Raw genomic sequence first — 24,416 nt, 5'->3', positions numbered from 1 at the left:
ATTTTTGTTATATGCGCTTTTCTTTGATGATGCCGTGACGATAGGCGTAGAGGAGGTCCTTGAGTTCGGCAATCTGGGTGCGGAGCTCCTCGCCTTTGTCGGTGTCGGCAACCAGCATGCGGTGGGCAGACATCTCCACAATCTGTGTGGTGGACTTGATGTCGGTGCCTCTCATGATGGCATCTCGGGCACTGGTAAACGGCTCGTGCTGTACGAGTTGGAAGCCACGGCTATGATAGACGAGTGTGTAGCCTGCAATACCTGTCTCTTTATGGTAGGCCTCGGAGAAGCCGCCATCGATGACCATCAGGCGTCCGCTGGCTTTGATGGGATTCTCGCCCTTCGACACATGAATGGGTACGTGGCCATTGATGATATGACGATTGGGACCTTTCACCTCGAAGGCATCGAGGATACGGTCGCACACCTCGGCAGAATCACGAAGTTTGAAGTAGTTGCCTTTCTCCTCATGATACGTTTCCTTGTCGGAGAGGAAATAGCGTTCGAAGGTGGCCATCTTCGACTTATCGAATAGAGGAGAGTCCTTGCCGCACCACAGATAGAGGAAGTAGTCCTTGGCGTAAGCCTTCTGATCGGCAGGGGTATCGTTCTGGAAGGCAGAACGGATGGTCTGACCAATGACATCCAACAGCTCACGACCCGTATAGCTGTTTCCCATGATAGTCACAGGCTTGAGGGTGCTGTCATCGTTGAGAGGGATAGAAGCATGGAACAGCAGGTTCTGATTGCAGATGGTGTACATGCAGCCATGACTCAGGATGGTGCGGATATGCTTGCGCAACTTCTCGCTGACACGGAACGAGTGATGTAACTTACGCATCAGGGCTTCCTCCTCAGCAGTGAGCTGCGACGGGTTGTCAGGGATGATGGTGGGGAACAGGCATGACTTCATAGGATGCTTCACGCCATCGACAGTACACACCTGATTGTCGAAATCGATGTTCTCTATCAGGTTGCGGTCTTCCATCTGCCATTCAGGACGGCGATGGAATATCTGGGCCTCGGTCTTGAACTGCAGCACAGAGACGGCCTTGTGCATCTTGGCTATGAGGTGGCGGGTCTTCTCGTCGAGCTTACCGTCGTCCTTGAGTAATACGGGTTCGAACTCCTCGCAGGGATCGTCGCCGTAGGTCTCGAGTGCAAAGGTGGCCAGCGGCACCAAGTTGATACCATAACCCTCTTCGAGGGTGGCCAGGTTGGCATAGCGCAGCGACAGGCGTAACACATTGCAGATGCAGGCATCGTTGCCAGCGGCGGCACCCATCCACAAGATGTCGTGATTGCCCCACTGGATGTCCCACGAGTGATACTGGCGCAGGGTGTCGAGGATGATATGGGCACCAGGGCCTCGGTCGAAGATATCACCCAGGATATGCAGCTGGTCGATGGCCAGACGCTGTATGACATTACAGATAGCAATGATGAAATCGTCGGCTCGCCCCGTAGAGATGATGGTATCGACGATGACGGCTACATAGGCAGCCTTGTCCTGGTCGTCAGTACGTTCGTGCAGCAGCTCCTCGATGATATAAGAGAATTCCTCGGGCAGGTTCTTACGAACCTTAGAACGTGTGTATTTGCTTGACACATCACGGCACACCCGCACCAACTGATGAATGGTGATGCGATACCAGTCGTCCAAATCCTCCTCACCGGCTTTGATCAGCTCGAGCTTCTGCTCGGGATAGTAGATCAGCGTGCAGAGCTCTTTCTTCTCGCTTTCGCGAATGGTATTACCAAAGATTTCGGAGACCTTACGCTTGATGTTGCCTGAGGCATTCTTCAACACATGGATGAAGGCCTCATGCTCGCCATGAAGGTCGGCCAGGAAATGCTCAGTACCTTTGGGCAGATTCTGTATGGCTTCGAGATTGATGATCTCGCTGGCCGCATCGGCAACGGTGGGATAGGTGTTTGATAGTAGATGAAGGTAACGCAAGTCGGTTTTCATAGTCGTAAGTGATTGATGATGTTGTCTTTCAGTTTGCGGGTTTCGTTATTATCTAAGGGCTCGCAGGGCATAAATCCTTCTTCCAGCGACAGCAGTTCTTGGGCTATGGACAGGATGCTGCGGAACAGCATGAGTAGTTCTTCCGTTTCAAGCATATTCAGTAGCTGGTCTTCGTTGAGACGAGAATCATGAAGCGCCTCGAACACGTTGACTATCCTGAGCAGCGAGAGCCCATGTTTCTGAATATCGTGGAGCATCGCTACAATATCCTGACCTGCCATCGTTACAGGCACGGTGTAGCTGTCGGGCATATAACAGGCTATCTTCTGATGCTGGGGTTCGTCTATGCCCATGATGGCAAGTCCCTTTTGCACTATGGAAAGAATGTTTTCCTTTTCAGCATAGTGGTACAGCAGACGGAAATTGACATCCTGAGTTGATACGGAAGATCCAGAAACCCAACGCTTGTCGCCACAAATAGCCACCTTCAGCAGCAGGAACAGCAGCGAACGGGTGGCATCGTCGATGAGGGGCCAAGGGTTGGAGTCCATCACTTTCTGATAGACATAAGCCATCTTCTGGGCCGTCTCATCAAAGCTTGCAGTCTTAGTGACGAGAGGATTACGGATAATCTCCACACGTTTCACCTCTTGTTCGAACAGCGATTCGGCTTCCAACGGACTGCGGGCGATGACGGCATAGTAGGACTGCTGAGGGTCGAAGGTGGTGCCGCAGGGCGAAATGACCCTACGGCCCGTTACCTCATAACGTCCATTGCCATAGATATGTACAATGTCGGGGTGATGGTCCTTGCACATCTTCTTGGCGATGACGGGGTCGTCAGCCAACAGCGATTCTATACTTTCTGGTAAGGCTTTTGCCAGAAGGGCCACATAACGTGCATTGGTGTGGTCGTCCTTGGGAAAGATGTGCAGAACTTTCATCATAACTCATCACTAATATAACCTACAGGCAAGGGGCGGCAGTTGTATTGCGACGCCATAATCTCGCCATAGGCACCAGCAGAACGGATAGCCAGCAGGTCGCCACGCTTGGTGGCATTCAGGTCGATCTGCTTGGCAAACACATCCGTGGATTCGCAGATGGGACCTACCACATCGTAGGTCTCGGGTGCTTCGTCGCTGGAGATATTCTCAATCTTATGGTAGGCCTGATAGAGCGCAGGGCGAATCAAGTCGGTGAAGCCGGCATCGACAATGGCAAACTTCTTGGTGGCTCCTTCTTTAATATATAAGGTACGCGTAAGGAGACTGCCACATTGTGCTACGACGGCACGACCCAACTCAAAGTGGAGCGTCTGTCCTGGACGCAGCTTGAGTCGTTTGGCGAAGGTGTCGAAGTAGGCCTTGAAGTCGGGGATGGGCACGCGGTTGGGATGTTCGTAATCGACACCCAGTCCGCCACCGACGTTGATATGCTTGACAATGATACGACGGCTCTCCAACTGCTGCTGCAACTCGTTAACCCTGTTGCAGAGTGCCTGGAAGTCGCCCATGTCGAGAATCTGAGAGCCGATGTGGAAGTGCAGTCCCACAAAGCTGACATTACTCAAACTGTCAGCCTTCTCGATGACGTCGAACATATCGCGCATGGCAATGCCGAACTTATTCTCGGCAAGACCCGTGGTGATATTAGCATGGGTGTGGGCACCGACGTTAGGATTAAGACGGAATGCCACATTTGCCACTTTACCCTTCTTGGCAGCCAACTCGTTGATGACCTCCAACTCGGGGATGCTCTCTACGTTGAAACAGAAAATGTCGTTGTCAAGTCCGAGGTTTATTTCCCAGTCGCTTTTACCAACACCTGCATAAACAATCTTCGAGGCGGGAAAGCCTGCCTTGATGGAAGCCTCAATCTCGCCACCGCTCACGCAGTCGGCACCAAGACCAGCCTGTCGGATGACACGCAGCACCTTGGGATTGGCATTGGCCTTGATGGCATAGTGCACACAGAAGCCTTCGTGACGGCGGGCTTCATCGTTGATAGCCTCCAACGTCTTACGCAACAGATCTATATCATAATAGTAGAAAGGAGTCCGCATGTCTGCAAACTTATCTACCGGGAAAATACCTTTCATAATTTGTGTTTGTGTGTTGGGTTATTTGAACAGCTGGTCACTCAGGTTCTGGAGTGCACGTTTCTTGTCTTCCTCGCGAATCAGGAACGAGATGTTATAGTTGGAGCCGCCATAGGAAATCATGCGAACAGGGATATCCTTCATAGCATCCATCACCTTGGTCTCGAAGCCTACGTTCTGCCAGTCCAGGTCGCCAACGACGCAGATGATACACATGTTGGTGTCGACGGTGACAGTACCGTATTTCTTTAGCTCGTCCATAATCTCGCCCAGGTGCGAAGAGTTATCGATACTCATGGATACACCGACCTCTGAGGTGCACACCATATCGATAGGTGTCTGATAGCTCTCAAAGATCTCGAACACCTTACGCAGGAAACCAGTAGCCAGCAGCATGCGAGATGACTTGATCTTGATAGCGGTAATATTATCCTTAGCAGCAACGGCCTTGATCTTACCATACTCGGTAGCATTGGAAATCGTGGTGCCTTCAGCATCAGGATCCATGGTGTTCAGCAGACGAACGGGGATGCCAGCATACTTGGCAGGCTGCACACAGGTGGGGTGGAGGATCTTAGCACCGAAGTAAGCCAGCTCGGCAGCCTCTTCGAACTGCAGCTGGTGTACGGGTTGGGTGTGGTCCACCACACGGGGATCGTTATTATGCATGCCATCGATGTCGGTCCAAATCTGAATCTCCTCAGCATTCAGGGCAGCACCAATCAGCGATGCGGTATAGTCAGAGCCACCGCGCTGCAGGTTGTCGATCTCGCCATAGGCATTACGGCAGATGAAACCCTGGGTGATATAAACCTGGGCATCAGGATTCTTCTCCATCTGAGCAGCGAGCTTCTCCTTGATATATACAGGGTCGGGCTCAGCATTCTTGTCAGTACGCATGAAGTCGAGGGCATTGAGAAGAACGGCGTTGATGCCTTGCTCTTTCATGTAGTTGACTACCATGTTGGTGGACATCATCTCGCCCTGGGCTACGATGGCTTTCTCTTCGAACGAAGTGAAGAGCTCCTTTGTGAACGAACGAAGGTAGTTGAACTCCTCGCGAAGGAACTCTGCCGTTTGTGTGCGATAGTCTTCCTGGGCAAAGAGCTCGTCGAGATGCTTCATGTACTTACGCTCCAAGCCGTTGATGACCTCGTTGGCACCATCAGGATTCTTCTTGTAAAGATAATCTGAAATCTCAACGAGTGAGTTTGTTGTGCCAGACATTGCCGACAGAACAACAAATACGGGTTCTCCTGACTTGGTGACTAGAGCAGTCACTTCTTTCATTCGCTGTGGCGTGCCTACAGAGGTTCCGCCGAATTTCATTACTTTCATGATTCTATTTCGTTTTTAGTTTCTGATTCATCTGTAATAATCACCTTGTTGTAATCGCTGGTAACCTCCTGCAGCTGCTCGTCGTGACAGTGATATACAATGCCGGGGTACTTGTCGAGCAAGGCGATGTTGTGGGTTGTCATGATGACGGCAGTACCCGTTTGGGATATCTGGCGCAACAACTGGATGATACCATCGGCTGTCTGGGGGTCGAGGTTGCCTGTAGGCTCATCGGCCAGGATCAGTTTGGGAGAGTTGAGAATAGCACGCGCTATGGCGATGCGCTGCTGCTCTCCGCCAGAGAGCTCGTGGGGCATCTTGTCTTTCTTGTCAAGCAGGTTGACATCAGTCAGCACCTGGTCGATACGCTCGTCAATCTCCTGGCTGTTCTTCCAGCCAGTAGCCTTCAAGACAAAACGCAGGTTCTTGTAAACAGTGCGATCGCTCAGGAGCTGGAAGTCCTGAAACACGATACCCATCTGACGGCGAAGTGCAGGAACGTACTTGCGCCGCAGCGTCAGCATGTCATAGTCAAGCACTTGCGCCATCTCTGCCTCGTCGATGTCGAGCTCGTTATATATTGTCTTCAACAGCGTGCTCTTGCCCGAGCCCACCTTTCCGATGATATAGATGAACTCACCGTTGTCGGCATGGAAGTCAACATCGTTTAATACGGTAATACCATCTTTCTGGCAGATCTTTGCCTTCTTGTATTCTATCAGCATCTTTTATTGGACTATTTGACTATCTTACTATTTGACAATTGGACAATCTTACTATTTGACAATTGGACTATTTTCCTTAATCCATGGTTCCGGCAGCCTTAGCCTTTCTGCGCTGTGCATCCCAATTGGGATCATGACGGCGGTGGAGCTCCTCTGCTAGGTCCTCAATACGCAGACCCTTACTAGTGAGCAGTACGATGAGGTGATAGAGCATGTCGGATGCTTCGTAAACCAGATTCTCGCTGGTGCCATTGGTGGCTTCGATAACGGTTTCGAGTGCTTCTTCTCCCACCTTCTGGGCCATCTTGTTCACACCATCGCGGAAGAGCTTGGTGGTATAGCTGCCTTCGGGCATCTCCTGATGACGCTTCTCAATGAAATCTTGCAATTCCGAAAGGAAGGCAATGGCAGGTTTCTCGTTGGTCTCACCCCAGCAGGTGTCGGTACCCTTATGACAGGTTGGACCAATGGGGTGCACCTTGACCAGCAGGGTGTCGTTGTCGCAGTCGATGTCCATACTGACCAGGTTCAGGAAATTACCGCTGGTCTCGCCTTTGGTCCAAAGGGTCTGGCGTGTCCTGCTCCAAAAAGTCACCTTTCCCGTTTCCAGCGTCTTCTGATAGGCTTCTTCGTTCATGAAGCCCAGCATCAGCACATTACGTGTGTCTGCATCTTGGATGATGGCAGGTACCAGTCCTCCCATTTTTTCGAAATCTATCTTCATTGTTATATTTTACTATTTGACTATTTACTATTTGACTATTTACAAGCGCACATTGATGCCTTCATCTCTGAGATATTCTTTTAATTCCACTATGGGTATCTCGCCAAAGTGGAAGACACTTGCAGCAAGTGCAGCATCAGCATGTCCTTTGATAAAGACATCGCGGAAATGTTCCTTGCAACCAGCACCACCGCTGGCGATGATAGGTATCTGCAGGTTGTCGGCCAGCTGCGCCAGAGCCTCATTGGCATAGCCTGCCTTCACGCCGTCATGATTCATGCTGGTGAAGAGAATCTCGCCAGCACCACGTTCCTGTACCTCATGGGCCCACTCAAAGAGGCCTCGTTCTGTACGCTCGCGTCCTCCTTTCAGGTAGCAATGCCAGCCATCCTCATCCAAGCGGGCATCGATGGCTACCACACATACCTGACTGCCGAAACGGGTTGTCACCTCTTCGATAAGCTCAGGGCGACGGATGGCGGCACTATTGATGCTCACCTTGTCGGCACCGGCATAGAGCATACGTTCCACGTCGGTCAGCTCGTTGATGCCACCTCCAACGGTGAAGGGGATGCTGAGCTGCTGGGCTACCTTGGTAACCATATCGGTAAAGGTCTTACGACCCTCGAAGCTGGCGGTGATATCAAGAAACACCAATTCATCGGCACCAGCCTCACTATAGGCCTTGCCGAGTTCCACAGGGTCGCCAGCACTCCGAAGATCTACGAAGTTGACGCCCTTCACGGTCTCACCGTCCTTGACATCTAAGCAGGGGATGATTCGTTTTGCCAGTCCCATAGTTCTTTCAGATTGATTTTTCCTTCATAGATGGCCTTGCCAAAGACTACAGACGGGATGCCTGCAGCATTCAGGGCCTTGATATCGTCCATACTGCTCACACCACCACTGGCGATGAGATACAGGTTGGGGTAGACAGCCATCACCTCTTTATATAATAAGGTGGCAGGTCCAGACAGGGTGCCATCCTTCGATATCTCTGTGCAGAGCACGTTCTTTACGCCCATTGCCACATAGCGCTTCAGGAAGGGTAGGAGCTCCTCTTTAGAATCTTCCTTCCAACCATTGATGCTGATATAGCCATTCCTCACGTCGGCTCCCAAGATGATTCGCTCAGGCCCATACTGGTTGAGCCATTTCTCGAAGAGCTCGGGATTAGAAACAGCTATAGAGCCGATGGTTACCATGCTGGCACCGGCATCGAAGGCTTTCTTCAAGTCATCATCGGTCTTGATGCCGCCTCCAAAGTCAACGATGAGGGATGTCTGACTGGTGATACGTCTCAGTACCTCATCATTGACGATATGCTTTGACTTGGCACCGTCGAGGTCAACGACATGTAAGCGCTTGTAGCCTATGGCCTCAAACTGACGGGCCATCTCCAGCGGATCGCCATAAACGGTCTTCTGGTCGTAGTCGCCTTTCGTCAGTCTGACGCAGTGTCCGTCAATAATATCAATAGCGGGAATCAGTTCTATCATAGTTCCAAAAAGTTCTTGATGATTCGTTCGCCTACGCTACCGCTCTTTTCCGGATGGAACTGGGTGGCGTAGAAATTATCTTTATGGAGGGCGGCACTATAAGGCTGGATATAGTCGGCCACAGCGATGGTCTCCTGGCATAGGGGTACATAATAGCTATGAACGAAATAGACATATTGTGATTCCACACCTTCCATCAAAGCCGACTTCGTGTCATACAGCATGTTCCATCCCATACAAGGCACCTTGTCCTCGTGAAGGGTAGGGAGGAAGCGCTTGACGGGCACATCAAAGATGCCCAGACAATCCACGTCGCCTTCTTCTGAATGTTTGCAAAGCAATTGCTGGCCGATGCAGATGCCCAAAACCGGCTGCTTCAGGGAACGAATAACCTCGTCGAGACCATGTTCACGCAAATAGGTCATTGCCCCCAGGGCTTCACCTTGTCCGGGAAACAGCACTCGGTCGGCCTGACGCAGTTGCTCGGCATCGTCTGTCAAGAGCGGCTCAACACCTAAACGCTTCAGTGCGTTCATCACCGAATAGATGTTGCCAGCATTATATTTGACTACTGCTACACGCATAAATAAACCTCAAATCTCAAACCATCAACTGAAAATGATGGTTTTGTTCTTATAAGTCAGTATCTTACGCTGAATGTGCTTGCTGACAGCACGTGACAGGACAATCTTCTCAAGATCCTTGCCTTTCAGCACCAGACTCTCAGGTGTGTCCTTATGTGTGATGCGGGCCACATCCTGTTCGATGATAGGACCGGCATCAAGCTCTGCCGTCACATAATGGCTGGTGGCACCAATAATCTTCACGCCACGCTCCCAGGCCTGATGATAGGGCTTGGCACCAATGAATGCCGGCAGGAACGAATGGTGGATGTTAATAATATGGTGAGGATAAGCCGCAATCATATCATCGCTGATAATCTGCATGTAACGGGCCAGGACGATGAAAGTGATACCGTTTTCCTTCAACAGTTTCATCTCGGCTTCCTCAACTTCGGCCTTGTTGCTGTGGTCTTTCTTGATTGACCATACATAATAAGGAATGTTGAACTGCTCTGCGACATATCTTAAGTCTTCGTGATTGCTGACAATACAAGGAATGTCGCAAGCAAACTCACCTGCCTTCCAACGTGCCAGCAGGTCATAGAGACAATGACTCATCTTCGATACGAAAATTGCCATGCGGGGACGCTGGTCGCTGAAATACAAACTGAACTCAATCTGGTAACGCTGAGTGTATAATGTTTGGATATATTCTTTAATTTTTTCACGTGGTATGAGGAAGGAATCAAGTTCCCACTGAACACGCATAAAAAACATACCATCTTGATGATCTACATATTGGTCCAGGTCAACAATATTACCCTTGTTGTCCGTAATAAATTTTGTTACTTCTGAGATGATTCCCTGTTGATCGGGACAGTGCAGAAGTAAAATTGCTGTTGGTTTCATTTCCATACAAATTCTCTTCAATTGACGTGCAAAGATACAAAAAAATATTGTTATTAGTGTCATTTTCCAACTTTTTTGATAATTTTTGCCCGAAGTTGTTCGTAATTTGAAAAAAAATTACTATATTTGCAGAAAATATTCGGACGTACGACCACTTTAAAGAAAAATAAGGTCATGGCAAAGTATAATATTACCGACAAGAAAGACAAGGAGGCGACATATCGCAACCTTGTAAGTCCTATGTTAATGGACGAGCTGAAAGAGAAGATTTTGAATGTCATTGTCATGCAGAAAAAATACAAAGACAAAGACTATTCTGCTAAAAAACTCGCTATGGAGCTTGGAACTAACACCCGATACGTATCAGCCGTCGTTAACGTCAAGTTTCACATGAATTACACCTCTTTTGTAAACAAATATCGTATAGAAGAGGCCATGTCTATCCTTATTGACAAGAGATACCAGGACTTGCGTATTGAGGAAGTGAGCGATATGGTTGGTTTTTCTAACCGACAGTCGTTCTATGCTTCGTTCTATAAGTTGATTGGCATCACGCCAAGAGCATATAGACTGAAGCACTCTACCGTCAAGACGGATAAGGATAAGGCCAAGGCCAAGAAGAAAACAAAATAATGACACACGACGCTTTCTGTTATAAAGATGAGCGTTTTGCGGATATTCAAATGCTACGCTATCGCCTGAATGGTTTCGATAGCCTGACAATTCAGCAAAAACGGCTCGTATATTATCTGTCACAGGCCACACTTTTCGGCCGCGACATCACTTTCGACCAGTTTGGACATTATAACCTTCGCATTCGAAAGATGCTGGAGGTTATTTATTGTGATATGAATATTGACCGCCAATGTGAGGATTTCCATGCCTTAGAAGTTTATTTGAAGCGTGTTTGGTTCTCCAATGGCATCCATCATCACTATGGTTGTGAGAAGTTTGTACCGGGATTTAGTGAAGACTATCTAAGACAGTCGCTTCATGTGGTTGATGCCCAGAAGTTGCCACTCAGAGAGGAACAGACCGTAGATGACTTTATTGACGAGCTGGTTCCAGCCATCTTCAACCCAGAGGTCCTCTCCAAAAGGGTAAACAAGGCTGATGGGGTTGATCTTGTGAAGACATCTGCTTGCAATTTCTATCAAGGTGTCACACAGCAGGAGGCTGAGGACTTCTATGCGCAGCAGAAGAATCCTCACGACAATCAACCACCATCCTATGGTCTTAACTCTACTTTGGTTAAGGAAGATGGTGTTATCAAAGAGCATGTCTGGTCGTCGGACGGAATGTATTCTAATGCCATCCGACATATTGTAAATTGGTTGGAGAAAGCAAAATCGGTAGCAGAGAACGATGAACAAAAATCGGTTATTGAGAAACTGATAAGTTATTATCAGACAGGAGATTTAAAGCTGTTTGATGAATATTCAATTCAATGGCTGAAATGTCTGAATACCAAGATTGACTTCATCAATGGTTTTATTGAGGTCTATGGTGACCCGTTAGGACTGAAAGGCTCGTGGGAGGGTCTCGTGGAATATATTGACGAAAAGGCTACGCATCGCACCCAGTTGATAAGTAGCAATGCCCAGTGGTTTGAGGATCATTCTCCCGTCGACCCCCGATTTAAGAAGAAAGAGGTCAAGGGTGTTTCGGCTAATGTCATCTGTGCGGCTATGTTGGGAGGTGAAGAATATCCGTCAACAGCCATCGGTATCAATTTACCCAATGCCGACTGGATTCGTGCACAATATGGCTCAAAGAGCATTACCATCAGTAATATTACCGATGCCTACAACAAAGCAGCCCATGGCAATGGCTTCCGAGAGGAGTTTGTGAGGGATAAAGAAATGCTCGGATTAACCGAAAAATATGCCGATGTATGTGATAACTTGCATACAGACCTTCACGAATGTCTGGGTCATGGCAGTGGGCAGCTGTTGCCTGGTGTAGATCCTGATGCACTGAAAGCCTACGGCAGTACTATCGAGGAGGCAAGGGCGGACTTGTTTGGTCTCTATTACATGGCAGACGAGAAACTCATCGAACTTGGATTACTTCCTGATAATGAAGCATATAAGGCGAATTACTACACGTATATGTTGAACGGACTAATGACACAACTTGTGCGTATCCAGGTCGGTCATCAGATAGAAGAAGCCCATATGCGTAACCGCGCCTTGATAGCCAGATGGTGTTTGGCTCATGCAAAACAGATGGTCTTGACTCACAAGAATGGCATATATGAGTTGGAAATCAAATCCTTTGAGGAACTGAGAACGCTTGTGGCTGAATTGCTGGCAGAAATACAGCGCATCAAGAGTGAAGGCGACTATGAAGCAGCCCGTCAATTGGTTGAGACCTATGCCGTAAACATTGATCCAGATCTTCATGCAGAGGTTTTGGAACGTTATGCCAAACTGAACCTAGCTCCCTATAAGGGATTTATTAACCCATGGCTGTTGCCGGTTTACGATGAAACGGGAGAAATTACTGACATTCAGGTCAACTATTCAGAAAGCTACGAACACCAGATGCTGCGCTATAGCACAGAATATGCCACATTGATATGAATATCGCTGAACAAATAAAGGAAATCAAATTGTCGTTCCGCCAGATGATGGATGGTTCAATTGCGCAATCTATGCGTGACAAGGGAGTCAACTATCATTTGAATTGGGGTGCCACTCTGCCTCGCTTACGTCAAAAGGCCGATGAGATTGGACAGAACTACGATTTAGCCATTGCTCTTTGGAAAGAAAATGTACGCGAATGTAAGATTCTGGCTACGATGATTATGCCTGCTGACCAAATATTACCGGAGGTCGTGGATATCTGGATGGAGCAAACAGATTCTATTGAGATTGCAGAACAGGCAGCCTTTAACCTCTATCAGCATCTGCCTTATGCTGCAGAGAAAGCCTATCAATGGCTGGCCGCGCCAGAAGAACTGCCGCAGATCTGTGGCTATCATATTCTATCACGTCTGTTTATGAATAAGCAGGAGCCCAATGAGCGAGGCATCAACGAGTTTGTTGACCAAGCCTTGGTTGCCTTGCAGAGCTCTAATGTGACGCTCCGTAAAGCTGCTATGCAGGCTGTCATTCGCTTTTCAGAATTGGGCTTGATGCACCAGCGTTTGGCACATTCTGCCGTTAAAAGCATTGGACTGGACTTCGTTTAGTCAAAACAAGTATTAAAAGTACGTCTTTTCTCAAAAAAAATCACGAAACCTTTTCGTGGTTGGTATTTTTTTTGTACCTTTGCGCCTACCAATTTAAAATTAAAAACAAACTTTAAATAATTATTATGTCACAGATTACAGGACGCATTTCCCAAATCATCGGCCCCGTTATCGATGTGTTCTTCGACACTAAAGGTCTGGATGCAGAGAAAGTGCTGCCTAAAATTCATGAAGCCCTTCGTATTCAGCGTGGCAACGGACAGGAACTGATTGTTGAGGTGCAACAGCACATCGGCGAGGATACTGTTCGTTGTGTGGCCATGGACAATACCGACGGACTGCAGCGTGGATTGGAGGCAATCCCTGTGGGCTCACCAATACTGATGCCTGCAGGCGAACAAATCAAAGGGCGTATGCTCAATGTGATAGGCAAACCTATCGATGGCATGAAGGATCTCGACATGTCGGGCGCATATCCCATTCATCGTCAGGCACCTACCTTCGAGGAGCTCTCTACGAAGAAAGAAATCTTATCAACGGGTATCAAAGTCATTGACCTGTTGGAGCCTTACATGAAAGGTGGTAAGATTGGACTTTTCGGTGGTGCCGGCGTGGGAAAGACAGTGCTTATCATGGAGCTTATCAATAACATCGCCAAGGGTCATAACGGCTTCTCAGTATTTGCCGGAGTAGGAGAGCGTACTCGTGAGGGTAACGACTTGATTCGAGAAATGATTGAAAGTGGTGTTATCCGCTATGGCGAGAAGTTCCGTGAGGCTATGGAAGAGGGTAAGTGGGACTTGAGTCTCGTTGACCCCGAGGAACTGAAGAAGAGTCAGGCCACACTGGTCTATGGTCAGATGAACGAACCCCCTGGTGCCCGTGCATCAGTAGCACTGAGTGGACTGACTGTAGCAGAGGAGTTCCGCGATGCTGGTGGTGAGGATGGCGGCGCTGCAGATATCCTGTTCTTCATCGACAATATCTTCCGTTTCACACAGGCCGGTTCTGAGGTGTCAGCCCTTCTGGGTCGTATGCCGTCAGCTGTAGGTTATCAGCCGACGCTGGCTTCTGAGATGGGTACCATGCAGGAGCGCATCACCTCTACGAAGTCTGGTTCAATCACTTCTGTTCAGGCTGTGTATGTGCCTGCCGACGACTTGACTGACCCGGCTCCTGCTACGACGTTTACCCACCTTGATGCTACCACAGTGCTTGACCGTAAGATTGCGGAGTTGGGTATCTATCCTGCTGTTGACCCCCTGGGTTCTACATCACGTATCCTTGACCCGCTGATCGTTGGTAAGGCTCACTATGAATGTGCTCAGCGTGTGAAGGAGATTCTGCAACGCTATAAAGAGTTGCAGGATATCATTGCCATCTTGGGTATGGATGAGCTCTCTGACGAGGACAAGCTTACCGTGAACCGAGCTCGCCGCGTTCAGCGCTTCCTCTCTCAGCCATTCTCTGTAGCCGAGCAGTTTACTGGTCTGCCAGGTGTGATGGTCAGCATCGAAGACACTATCAAGGGCTTCAACGCCATTCTGGATGGTGAGGTTGACGATCTGCCAGAACAGGCATTCATGAGTGTTGGCACTATTGAGGATGCCAAGGCTAAGGCTAAGAAGCTTCTGGAGGCAGCTAAGGGATAATTGATAATTGATAATTATGCTGAAACTAAAGATAGTATCTCCTGAGAGAGTAGAATTCACGGGCGAAGTGGAGCGGGTTAAAGTGCCTGGCACCATCGGACAGTTTGAGATCCTTAACGGTCATGCCCCCATTATCTCTACATTACAGAAAGGTATAGTGGAGTATGATGGGCATCAGCTTGAGGTGCTTGGCGGCTTCGTGGAAGTACAGAAGAACGAAGTGTCTATCTGTATCGAGAAGGCTGTTTAACCGCTCATGGAATATATCCTCGCTGCGCTGCTTCTATCCCTGTTGGGTACGGCCCATGTGATGGGATTTGACTTTGTCAAGAAGCATTCGCCAACATCTCTGCCTCAGTTCTGTTTGGCAATGACAGTCATCAGATTGGTGCTTGTAGGCACACTGGCGGGAATAGTGATTCTACTCAAGGAGAACAGGGAAGACGCCATGATGTTCGCTATCATATATTTAATAATGTACGCGATTACGGTGGTTGTTTCTCTCTGGCTAAGACATTAATATTAAAGACAAATATTTATCAATGTATCACATCAAACGACTGATTATCTCAGCATTACTGATGTTAGCGCTGACGCCTGTTGCCACAGCAGCAGACTTTAGCGCCAAGGAGGTGGTGCTTGAGCATATCAAGGATTCACACGAATGGCATGTGTATGGTGAAGGCGAGAATAGCATTGTCATCCCGCTGCCTGTCATCGTGAAGAGCTCCACAGGATGGCATGTCTTCAGTTCTGCTCGTTTTGAAGAGGCTGCAGAGGGTCATGCCCCCAAACCTTACGGATTGGAGATTGCTGCTGAGGGTGATCATGAAGGACAGATTGTTGAGAATGGCGAGCCAGTGCTCGACCTCTCTATCACGAAAACAGTTGCCGTGATGTTTATCAATGCGGCTTTACTGCTGTTCTGTATTCTGTTCAGTGCCCGCTGGTATAAGCGTCATAAGGTATCCGACGAGGCTCCTGGTGGTTTTGTGGGATTAATCGAGATGCTGGTCATGTATGTGGTTGATGATATCATCAAGCCTGGAGTAGGCAAGGGCTACGAGAAATATACGCCTTATCTGCTTACTTGCTTCTTCTTTATCTTCACCTGCAACGTGATGGGTCTCATTCCGTTCCCACCAGGTTCTGGTAATGTGACGGGTAACATAGCTGTGACATTTATTCTGGCTTTGTGTACCTTTGTCATTGTGCAGTTCTCGGGAAGCAAGCACTATTGGAAAGAGATATTCTGGCCAGATGTGCCATTCCTGCTGAAGTGTCCCGTACCCTTGATGCCCCTGATTGAGTTCGTGGGTATTTTCACGAAACCTTTTGCACTGATGATCCGACTTTTTGCCAATATGATGGCTGGTCATGCTATTGCTGTAGCAATGCCATGTATCATCTTCCTGGTAGCGTCGATGTCAGTAAGCGTGTTCTATAGTATGAGTGCCGTGAGTGTTATCATGGCTATCTTCATGATGTGTCTGGAATGCCTGGTCTGCTTCATTCAGGCCATGGTGTTTACGCTTCTCTCATCCGTGTTCATCGGCATGGCCAGAGCCGTTCCCGAAGGACATGAGCACTAATCGTTTCGACATTAAACAATAAACATAAAAATAACTAAAAAACATTACAATTATGATTACAACATTATTAGCAATTGAAGGTGTTGCAAAGTTTGGCGCTGCTGTTGGCGCAGGTCTCGCAGCTATTGGCGCAGGTATTGGTATTGGTAAGATTGGTGGCTCTGCCATGGACGCTATGGCCCGTCAGCCGGAGGTTATCGGTAAGTTGATGACCAACATGATTATCGCAGCCGCTCTTATTGAGGGTGTTGCCCTGTTCGCTGCCGTGATTGCATTCATGTGCCTCTAAACAATAGTGAAAAGCTAAACCATAATAAAGGAATATTCAGCGTATGGATTTATTAATTCCGAGTACTGGTCTGCTGTTTTGGATGTCACTGACGTTTTTCGTGGTGCTGTTCATTCTGTGGAAGTTCGGGTTCCCTGTCATCACCTCGATGGTTAGCGAACGCAAGGCTTTCATTGATGAATCACTGCGCAAAGCTCATGATGCAAACGAACGTCTGGCCAATATACAGAAAGAAGGTGAATCCATCTTACAAGAGGCTCGTGAGAAGCAGGCTCAGATACTGAAAGAGGCTGCCGAGACTCGTGAGGCTATCGTAGAACAAGCACAGGAGAAAGCCCGTCAGGAGGGAGCACGTCTACTTGAGGATGCTCGTATGGCTATCGAACAGGAGAAGAAAGCTGCCATCGCCGACATTCGTAGTCAGGTGGCTGCCTTGAGTGTGGAGATTGCCGAGAAGGTGCTTCGTGCCAATTTGAAAGATGATGCCTCACAGATGGATCTCATCAACCGTATGCTGGATGATGTCTCTGCTAAAAACTAACCATTTTTGCGTATGGATATAGGAGTCATATCGGTTCGATACGCACGCGCTCTACTAAAGAGTGCTACTGATGCGAACATCGAAGATACTGTGTATGCTGACATGCAGCTCTTGGCTAAGAGCTACATAGAGGTACCAGTTCTTCGCCATACGATAGACAATCCGATGCTCGCCAAAGATAAGAAGCAGATGCTACTTGAAACCGCTGCAGGTGGTGATAGTGCCTCTTCTTTGACTAAAGCCTTCATCGCCTTGGTGTTGAAGGAAGATCGCGAGAACATGATTCAGTTCATGGCCAATTCGTACGTCACGCTCTATCGTAAGCAGAAGAACGTCATCCGAGGAAAACTTACTACTGCCGCTCAGGTGTCGGCTGATACTGTTCAGAAGATGCGCTCGCTGGTAGAAAGTAACACTCAAGGTACTGTAGAGTTTGAGACTGAGGTGGATCCTGACATCATCGGTGGTTTCATCCTTGAATATGACACTTTCCGTATGGATGCAAGTGTCAAGTCAAAGCTCAACACGATACTTACTCAATTACAGAAATAATTTATGCATCAAGCATTAAGAATTAAGCATTGAATTTATGTCAGATAAAATTAAACCAAGCGAAGTCTCACAGGTACTGCTCGATCAGTTGAAGGGCATTTCTGATAGCGCCCAGTTCGACGAGATTGGCACAGTGCTTCAGGTCTCTGACGGTGTGGCTCGTATCTATGGTCTCCGCAATGCCGAGGCCAACGAGTTGCTGGAGTTCGAGAACGGCACAATGGCTATCGTGATGAACCTGGAGGAAGACAACGTGGGTTGCGTGCTTCTTGGCACTACGTCGGGCATCAAGGAGGGTATGGTGGTAAAACGTACCAAACGAATTGCCTCTATCCGTGTGAACGACAATATGCTGGGACGCGTCATCAACCCTCTGGGTCAGGCCATCGATGGCAAAGGTGATATTGACCTGAAAGACTCGTTCGAGATGCCCCTCGACCGCAAGGCACCTGGTGTGATCTATCGACAGCCAGTGAAAGAGCCTCTACAGACTGGCTTGAAAGCTGTAGACTCGATGATTCCCATTGGTCGTGGACAACGTGAGTTGATTATCGGTGACCGTCAGACGGGTAAGACCGCCATCGCAGTCGATACTATTATTAATCAGAAGAGTTTCTTCGAGGCTGGTAAGCCTGTCTATTGCATCTATGTAGCCATTGGTCAGAAAGCCTCTACTGTAGCAGCCTTGGTGCAGACTCTGAAGGAACATGGGGCAATGCCTTATACTATCGTGGTGGCTGCCACCGCTGCTGATCCTGCAGCGATGCAGTACTACGCACCTTTTGCCGGTGCTGCCATCGGTGAGTATTTCCGTGACCGTGGTCTGCCAGCATTGGTAGTCTACGATGACCTGTCGAAGCAGGCCGTAGCTTATCGTGAGGTGTCGCTGATTCTGCGTCGTCCTTCTGGACGTGAGGCTTATCCTGGTGATGTGTTCTATCTGCACTCTCGTCTGTTGGAACGTGCCGCTAAGATGAACGAACAGCAAGAGGTGGCAGAGAAGATGAACGACCTTCCCGAGTGTATGAAGGGCCACGTACGTGGTGGTGGCTCGTTGACCGCCCTGCCAATCATTGAGACACAGGCAGGCGACGTATCGGCCTATATTCCCACTAACGTGATTTCTATTACCGATGGTCAGATATTCCTTGAGAGCGACCTCTTCAACCAGGGCTTCCGTCCCGCTATTAACGTAGGTATCTCGGTATCTCGTGTGGGTGGTTCGGCTCAGATCAAGAGTATGAAGAAGGTGGCTGGTACGCTGAAGATTGACCAAGCACAGTATCGTGAGTTGGAGGCCTTCTCTAAGTTCTCTAGCGATATGGATGCCGTGACTGCGATGACCCTCGATAGGGGCCGTAAGAACAATCAGTTGCTGATTCAGCCACAGTACAGCCCGATGCCAGTAGGTGAGCAGGTTGCCATACTTTATTGTGGTGTGAATGGTCTGATGCGCCAGGTGCCCATCGACAAGGTTCGTCAATGTCAGGATCAGTTCCTTGACAAGTTGCGCTCAGCTCATCCTGAGGTTATCGAGACACTTGCCAGTGGAAAGATCGATAACGAGACCACGGAAAAGATAGAACAGGTAATGGCCGATATTGCAGGAACATATAATGCCTGATAGCTTATGCCAAGTTTGAAAGAAATTAAAGGCCGCATAGCCTCGGTTAACAGCACGCGAAAGATTACCTCTGCTATGAAAATGGTGGCTTCATCAAAGCTACACCATGCGCAGGTGGCCATCCAGAACATGCTGCCCTACGAGTCCATGTTGGAGCATATCCTTAAGTCGTTTCTTGCAGCTGAGGTGGGTTCTCAGACCATTTACGACCAGGAGCGTCCTGTGAAGCGTGTTGCCCTTGTGGTCTTCAGTAGCAACTCGTCACTCTGTGGTGGTTTTAATGCAAATATCATTAAGACAATGACCAAGGCCGTTGATGCGATCTCCAACGAATTGGGCAAGGACAATGTGGAGGTTTATCCCATAGGTCGCAAGGTGGCTGAGAAGGCCAGCAAACTAGGCTATAATGTGAAATGCGACCTAGCTGATTTGGTGGACCATCCCAACGTGAAGCAATGTATCGACTTGGCTATGGAGTTAGGCGAGCGCTTTGCCAACAATGAGATTGACAAGGTGGAGCTGATTTATCACCACTTCAAGAGTGCCGGCTCACAGATTCTCACGCATAAGACCTTCCTGCCAATCGACATTGAGTCAGAGTTGAATGCCGACCATGAGCGTGACCTGACATCGAATGTAGTGACGAAGCAGGTGCAGGATTATCTGAAGAAGAAAGGTCGCAAAACAAAGAAGGTGCAGGAGAACGAAGTTGCCCCGCTAAACGATAACTTCATTGTAGAGCCTGATATGCACACTGTGCTGTCGCAGCTCATTCCAAAGATGGGTCATCTGATGCTCTACACCGCATTGCTCGATAGCGTTGCTTCAGAACATGCCGCTCGAATGGTGGCTATGCAGACTGCTACCGACAATGCCGATGAGTTGCTACGCCAATTGAACCTGCAATATAATAAGAGTCGTCAGCAAGCTATCACCAGCGAGCTTCTTGATATTGTTGGTGGTTCGGTGAACAACTGACGTTTAACTCTTTTCGAATCTTAAGCAAGCCCAGTCGCCATCGTGCTGCTGGGCTTTCTTTATGAGTCCTAACGTAAGGGCTTTCTCTTCCAGCAGCGGGATATCCTGCTGATAAAAACCGCTGAGCAACAAAGTGGAGTGGGGGGCCATCTTTTCTACAAAGGCTTCCATATCGTTGAGCAGAATATTTCTGTTGATATTTGCCAGCACAACATTGAACGTACCCTCCACATCTTTTAATATAGAGGCATCGCCCAGCAGCGATGTAAACTGGCTGTCCACCATGTTGATGACAGCATTATGGCGTGCATTGTCTACGCTCCATTCGTCAATATCGTAACCCACAGCCTCACTAGCACCCAGTTTTAACGCAGAAATTGCTAAGATTCCTGTACCTGTGCCACAATCCAATACACGACAGCCTATTAATTGGAGATTCAACAGCTGACTCACCATCATACGAGTTGTTTCATGGGTGCCAGTACCAAAAGCCAGACGGGCGTCGATTTCTATGGATGTCTGAGGGCAGATGTTTGATGGTAGATGTCGACCATCATGAATGACGAGTTTGTCGTTGACCACAATAGGTTCAAAACCCTCCTGCTCCCATTGCTCGTTCCAGTCCTTGTCTTCAGCCTCTTCCACACTAAAAGTGACTTTGCACGAGGGTAGGGGGAACTCCCCTATCAACTGGTGGAGTAGGGACTCTTCATATAATGCTTGCTGTACATAACCTTTGACGCCATCAGGAGTATCTTCAAAAGATTCAAAACCTGCCTCTCCAGCCAGTGCAGAGAGCACATCACGAGTGTCCTGCATCAGCTCTTGGGGCGCCTCTATTGTAAAAATCACTTCGTAGTACTTCATGTCATTGTTAATTTTATCTGCAAAATTACTAAAAATAGGGAAAATCCTACCACGTTTTAGGGTTTTTCCGTACCTTTGCATGAAAATATGTACTATTTTTGCATCGTGAAAGAATAACTAAACGTAATTAGCATATGAAGAAGTGGATGTTTTTCTCATTGGTTTTCGCTCTGATGCCGCTCTCGCTGATGGCTCAGGACGATGATGACATGTACTTTGCTTCCAGCAAAAAGGTAAAGGCTAAGGCTAAGGCCGAAGAGCAGGCAAGGGCTCAGGCCAGAGAACGGTTCCGTCAAGTCCGTGAGTCTGAGATTCCAACCTACTATGTCGGTTCCAAGCGCTCTGTAGATGAGTACAACCGTATGGGTAGTAGTTATGAAACGTTGCCTGCTGATACGGGCGATATTATTTCGTTCGATCCCATCCAAGGCGTATATCCCGATTCTGTTAGCGACTTCCAGTTGACTCAGAAAATGGTACAGTATGATGACTACGTACCAGGCGATAACTACTGGGCTGGATATGCTGATGGTCGCCTTGATGAAGTTATGTGGCATTCGCCCTGGTATCATTCTTGGCTCTATCCTTGGTACGACCCATGGTACGACCATTGGTATTGGCAGTATGGATGGTACGACCCTTGGTATAGTCCTTGGTACTATGATTATGGTTGGGGCTATGGCTGGCGTTCATGGTATTACTATCGTCCATACTATGGTTATACCTATTATGGCGGTGGTGGACGTTATTATGCCAATGGAAATACCGGCACCTTGCGTCGTTATTCCGATATGGCTCGCACTTCCAATTATAATCGTAATCGCGCTACAGCTTATGGTAGTAGCAGTCGTTTTGACAGTGCACGTCAACGTGCTGCCAACGGCAATAGCGGACGCTTATCTTCAGGTGGTGGGGTGAACTCACGTTCGTCATCTGCATCAACAACTCGCACTAGTGTCAACCGTAATACTAATCGCTCTACCGTTAGATCCAATACTAACACCACACCTGTCTATAATGGTAATACTGGTGGCAGCTATAGTAATAGCTCAGGTGGAGGTAGCTTCGGAGGAGGCGGTGGCAGCCGTAGTAGCGGAGGCGGTAGCTTCGGTGGAGGCGGTGGTGGAAGCCGTGGAGGTGGTAGTGCCGGTGGTGGCGGTCGCTCTGGTGGTGGGCGCAGATAAGCCGACTACTATTTAGGAGATTGAGTTATGAGTTTTTGAATACAAAATATTATCTGAGAGTTATGAAGAAATATTTGTTCCTTGCAGCCCTCTCACTGGCTATGCTGCCAGCAGCTGCACAAGATACTTACGAGAATGCCCGTCTACTGGGTAGCGACTTGAATGGTACTGCCCGCTATGTGGGTATGGGTGGCGCACTCGATGCTTTGGGAGCCGACATCTCGCTCACAGGTACCAATCCTGCTGGTATCGGACTTTTCCGCCGCAATACTGTCAGTGCATCTTTTGGTATTGTCAACCAGGATGATGTCCACAAGTTTGACAAAGTGGGTAAGACAAACCTAAGCTTTGATCAAATTGGTTTTGTCTATTCCTCACAGACGGCCCGCAATTCTTTCCTAAATTTTGCGTTCAACTATCATAAGAGTCGTAATTTTAATCAGATACTCTCAATAGCCAATCAAAACATGGTCCGTCATAATGGACAAGGTGCTTCACTAGGTAAGTTAGCCTATGGCAAAAGCACGCTTGGTAATGTGAATAAAGGCGGTTATTATATTATAGATGATGGCAAACAAGCGGATGGTTACCAGAATGGTTCTGGAAAAATTCGTGCTAATACCTTCACACAATGGGATTATCTCTATACGAATGGTGTATTGTGGGATGCTGTGAATGATCCGGCTCCTGACGATGTCAATTCGCCTTATTATGACCCAAATGATATCTATTTCTGGAACACCTTCTTCGAGGCTTCTGATTATAATTTCGATCGTGCACACAGTGGATGGATTGCTGACTATGATTTTACGCTAAGTGGAAACATCAACAATCGTGTGTTCCTGGGTATTACCGTTGGTGTTCACAGCGTCAACTATAAGGGCTATAGCGAGTATCAGGAGTTCCTCGTTGACCGTATGGGGCAGGGTATAGGTAATGTAGTTTTAGCCGACGAGCGAAAAATCACAGGTACTGGTGCAGATATCAAGGTAGGTGCCATTGTACGTCCTTTTGAAGATTCTCCCTTTCGTTTTGGCGTATCTATTCAGACTCCTACATGGTATGATCTGAAGTCAGAAAACACTTCTGTGATGATTAATGCAACTGACTATGCCGCTTCTCATCCCACATTTAAAAATTGGGGCTACGACGAGTACTACAGTGGAGAGACATATGAATTTAAATACTATACACCTTGGAAGTTTGGTTTAAGTTTAGGCCACACTATTGATGATTATCTGGCATTGGGTGCTGGTTTTGAATACACCGACTATAGTACTGCTGATAATCGCGTCAATGATGGTTACGATTCTTATGGCAATCCTGATAGCTATAGTGATAATGTGATGAACAACCACACAGAGCATACGCTAAAAGGTGTTTCTACATTCCGTCTTGGTGCTGAGTTCAAACCCGATCCCAGTCTTGCTGTACGTTTGGGTTATAATTACCTTTCGCCAATGTATGAGAAAAACGGTGTCCGCGACACACGTCTTAACAGTATGGGAAACTGGTATTCATCAACAGCTGATTATACAAACTGGGATGCTACACATCGCATCACTTGTGGTCTCGGCTATAAATATGAAGGTTGGAATTTCGACGTGGCTTATCAGTACAGCGCAACTAAGGGCACGTTTTATCCGTTCCAGCCAGACATGACATTTAAAGACATCGTTCCAAATGTTGATGGTAACATTATTGACGAAACCAATATCTGTACACCAAGCGATGTGAACTTTAATCGTCACCAGTTGTTGTTTACTGTTGGATATACTTTTTAAAAATATATAATTGATAATAAACGATTTATATTGTAGAATTGCATTTGGTAATTTACGATAATTATTTACGTTCAGAATATCTAAAAGAGGGATATTCAAAGGGAAGGGGTCGCAGTGATGCGATTCCTTTTTTTTTTAACATCGGTAATTTTAACATTTCAGAGAAACAGACTTATTTCTTCATTCTATCCATATTCTATTCAAACAGTACTCTGGTTCTATCCAAGGTAATGTCAGCCTTTTTAGCTTGGCTACACCTTGGCTACACCTTGGTGTCTTACGCTAGAAAAAGTTGACACAAAGTCAACGTAAAATGAAACAAGAAA

General features: G+C 47.8%; 24 protein-coding genes. 13 read left to right on the top strand and 11 right to left on the bottom strand.

Translation table 11 applies throughout. The features are described from left to right. Positions 1–7 precede the first annotated feature (7 nt). The 10 genes from Q0R57_RS11800 to purU all read right to left on the bottom strand — a co-directional run bounded on the left by Q0R57_RS11800 (position 8) and on the right by purU (position 9,831). Entirely contained in the window at positions 8–1,972 is a 1,965-nt protein-coding gene (locus tag Q0R57_RS11800; protein WP_294747866.1) for a fructose-1,6-bisphosphatase, read from the bottom strand. Further along, positions 1,969–2,919 (bottom strand): hypothetical protein, encoded by a 951-nt coding sequence (locus tag Q0R57_RS11795; protein WP_294747863.1) that lies wholly within the window; start codon positions 2,917–2,919, stop codon positions 1,969–1,971. Before Q0R57_RS11795 ends, Q0R57_RS11800 begins: the two co-directional genes overlap by 4 nt. Beyond that, entirely contained in the window at positions 2,916–4,073 is a 1,158-nt protein-coding gene (lysA, locus tag Q0R57_RS11790; protein WP_294747860.1) for a diaminopimelate decarboxylase, read from the bottom strand. Before lysA ends, Q0R57_RS11795 begins: the two co-directional genes overlap by 4 nt. Before the next feature lie 21 nt (positions 4,074–4,094). After that, positions 4,095–5,411, bottom strand: coding sequence for an aspartate kinase (locus tag Q0R57_RS11785; RefSeq protein WP_294747858.1), 1,317 nt, complete (start codon positions 5,409–5,411; stop codon positions 4,095–4,097). Further along, positions 5,408–6,136 carry an ATP-binding cassette domain-containing protein gene (locus Q0R57_RS11780; RefSeq protein ID WP_294747855.1) on the bottom strand — a complete coding sequence of 243 codons (729 nt, stop codon included), beginning with the start codon at positions 6,134–6,136 and terminating at the stop codon, positions 5,408–5,410. The genes Q0R57_RS11785 and Q0R57_RS11780 overlap by 4 nt, the downstream gene beginning before the upstream one ends. Positions 6,137–6,212: 76 nt before the next feature. Beyond that, a complete protein-coding gene (gene hisIE, locus Q0R57_RS11775) occupies positions 6,213–6,860 on the bottom strand; it encodes a bifunctional phosphoribosyl-AMP cyclohydrolase/phosphoribosyl-ATP diphosphatase HisIE (protein ID WP_294747852.1) in 648 nt (215 codons plus the stop codon). Positions 6,861–6,899: 39 nt separating this feature from the next. Continuing rightward, on the bottom strand, positions 6,900–7,658 hold the full coding sequence (gene hisF / locus Q0R57_RS11770; RefSeq protein ID WP_294747849.1) for an imidazole glycerol phosphate synthase subunit HisF: 759 nt from the start codon (positions 7,656–7,658) through the stop codon (positions 6,900–6,902). Then, complete coding sequence (gene hisA / locus Q0R57_RS11765; RefSeq protein WP_294747847.1) at positions 7,625–8,359, bottom strand: 1-(5-phosphoribosyl)-5-[(5-phosphoribosylamino)methylideneamino]imidazole-4-carboxamide isomerase; 735 nt, start codon at positions 8,357–8,359, stop codon at positions 7,625–7,627. The genes hisF and hisA overlap by 34 nt, the downstream gene beginning before the upstream one ends. Beyond that, the gene (gene hisH / locus Q0R57_RS11760) at positions 8,356–8,943 is read right to left on the bottom strand and encodes an imidazole glycerol phosphate synthase subunit HisH (RefSeq protein ID WP_294747845.1); all 588 of its coding nucleotides are present in this window, start codon (positions 8,941–8,943) and stop codon (positions 8,356–8,358) included. Before hisH ends, hisA begins: the two co-directional genes overlap by 4 nt. A gap of 24 nt (positions 8,944–8,967) precedes the next feature. After that, positions 8,968–9,831 (bottom strand): formyltetrahydrofolate deformylase, encoded by an 864-nt coding sequence (purU, locus tag Q0R57_RS11755; RefSeq protein WP_294747842.1) that lies wholly within the window; start codon positions 9,829–9,831, stop codon positions 8,968–8,970. 174 nt (positions 9,832–10,005) lie between these two features. On the opposite strand from purU, the gene Q0R57_RS11750 reads away from it, so the two are divergent. The 11 genes from Q0R57_RS11750 (at position 10,006) to Q0R57_RS11700 (ending at position 20,255) form a co-directional block, all read left to right on the top strand. Continuing rightward, complete coding sequence (locus tag Q0R57_RS11750; RefSeq protein WP_294747838.1) at positions 10,006–10,464, top strand: helix-turn-helix domain-containing protein; 459 nt, start codon at positions 10,006–10,008, stop codon at positions 10,462–10,464. Further along, on the top strand, positions 10,464–12,416 hold the full coding sequence (locus Q0R57_RS11745; RefSeq protein ID WP_294747835.1) for a dihydrofolate reductase: 1,953 nt from the start codon (positions 10,464–10,466) through the stop codon (positions 12,414–12,416). Before Q0R57_RS11750 ends, Q0R57_RS11745 begins: the two co-directional genes overlap by 1 nt. Then, complete coding sequence (locus tag Q0R57_RS11740; RefSeq protein ID WP_294747832.1) at positions 12,413–13,027, top strand: DNA alkylation repair protein; 615 nt, start codon at positions 12,413–12,415, stop codon at positions 13,025–13,027. Before Q0R57_RS11745 ends, Q0R57_RS11740 begins: the two co-directional genes overlap by 4 nt. A gap of 125 nt (positions 13,028–13,152) precedes the next feature. After that, a complete protein-coding gene (gene atpD, locus Q0R57_RS11735) occupies positions 13,153–14,679 on the top strand; it encodes a F0F1 ATP synthase subunit beta (protein WP_294747829.1) in 1,527 nt (508 codons plus the stop codon). A 16-nt stretch (positions 14,680–14,695) separates the two neighbouring features. Next, the gene (gene atpC, locus Q0R57_RS11730; RefSeq protein WP_294747826.1) at positions 14,696–14,929 is read left to right on the top strand and encodes an ATP synthase F1 subunit epsilon; all 234 of its coding nucleotides are present in this window, start codon (positions 14,696–14,698) and stop codon (positions 14,927–14,929) included. A gap of 292 nt (positions 14,930–15,221) precedes the next feature. Then, positions 15,222–16,271, top strand: coding sequence for a F0F1 ATP synthase subunit A (atpB, locus tag Q0R57_RS11725; protein WP_294747823.1), 1,050 nt, complete (start codon positions 15,222–15,224; stop codon positions 16,269–16,271). Positions 16,272–16,323: 52 nt separating this feature from the next. Beyond that, positions 16,324–16,560: an ATP synthase F0 subunit C gene (gene atpE / locus Q0R57_RS11720; RefSeq protein ID WP_248615232.1), complete on the top strand. Its 237-nt coding sequence runs from the start codon at positions 16,324–16,326 to the stop codon at positions 16,558–16,560. Positions 16,561–16,603: 43 nt separating this feature from the next. Further along, positions 16,604–17,101 (top strand): F0F1 ATP synthase subunit B, encoded by a 498-nt coding sequence (atpF, locus tag Q0R57_RS11715; protein WP_294747818.1) that lies wholly within the window; start codon positions 16,604–16,606, stop codon positions 17,099–17,101. Positions 17,102–17,113: 12 nt separating this feature from the next. Continuing rightward, positions 17,114–17,653 (top strand): F0F1 ATP synthase subunit delta, encoded by a 540-nt coding sequence (locus Q0R57_RS11710; protein ID WP_294747816.1) that lies wholly within the window; start codon positions 17,114–17,116, stop codon positions 17,651–17,653. A 37-nt stretch (positions 17,654–17,690) separates the two neighbouring features. Further along, positions 17,691–19,277 carry a F0F1 ATP synthase subunit alpha gene (atpA, locus tag Q0R57_RS11705; protein ID WP_294747813.1) on the top strand — a complete coding sequence of 529 codons (1,587 nt, stop codon included), beginning with the start codon at positions 17,691–17,693 and terminating at the stop codon, positions 19,275–19,277. 6 nt (positions 19,278–19,283) lie between these two features. Continuing rightward, the gene (locus tag Q0R57_RS11700) at positions 19,284–20,255 is read left to right on the top strand and encodes a F0F1 ATP synthase subunit gamma (protein WP_294747811.1); all 972 of its coding nucleotides are present in this window, start codon (positions 19,284–19,286) and stop codon (positions 20,253–20,255) included. 3 nt (positions 20,256–20,258) lie between these two features. Here the strand turns inward: Q0R57_RS11700 and prmA are convergent, their stop codons facing one another. Continuing rightward, on the bottom strand, positions 20,259–21,122 hold the full coding sequence (prmA, locus tag Q0R57_RS11695) for a 50S ribosomal protein L11 methyltransferase (RefSeq protein ID WP_294747808.1): 864 nt from the start codon (positions 21,120–21,122) through the stop codon (positions 20,259–20,261). Positions 21,123–21,256: 134 nt separating this feature from the next. On the opposite strand from prmA, the gene Q0R57_RS11690 reads away from it, so the two are divergent. Continuing rightward, on the top strand, positions 21,257–22,306 hold the full coding sequence (locus tag Q0R57_RS11690; protein WP_294747805.1) for a hypothetical protein: 1,050 nt from the start codon (positions 21,257–21,259) through the stop codon (positions 22,304–22,306). 62 nt (positions 22,307–22,368) lie between these two features. Beyond that, complete coding sequence (locus tag Q0R57_RS11685; RefSeq protein ID WP_294747802.1) at positions 22,369–24,090, top strand: hemin receptor; 1,722 nt, start codon at positions 22,369–22,371, stop codon at positions 24,088–24,090. Positions 24,091–24,416: the final 326 nt, after the last annotated feature.

Source organism: uncultured Prevotella sp. (assembly GCF_946407605.1).
Lineage (GTDB): Bacteria > Bacteroidota > Bacteroidia > Bacteroidales > Bacteroidaceae > Prevotella.
Note: the sequence above shows the minus strand (reverse complement) of the source record. Positions and strands in the feature narration are given on the sequence as shown.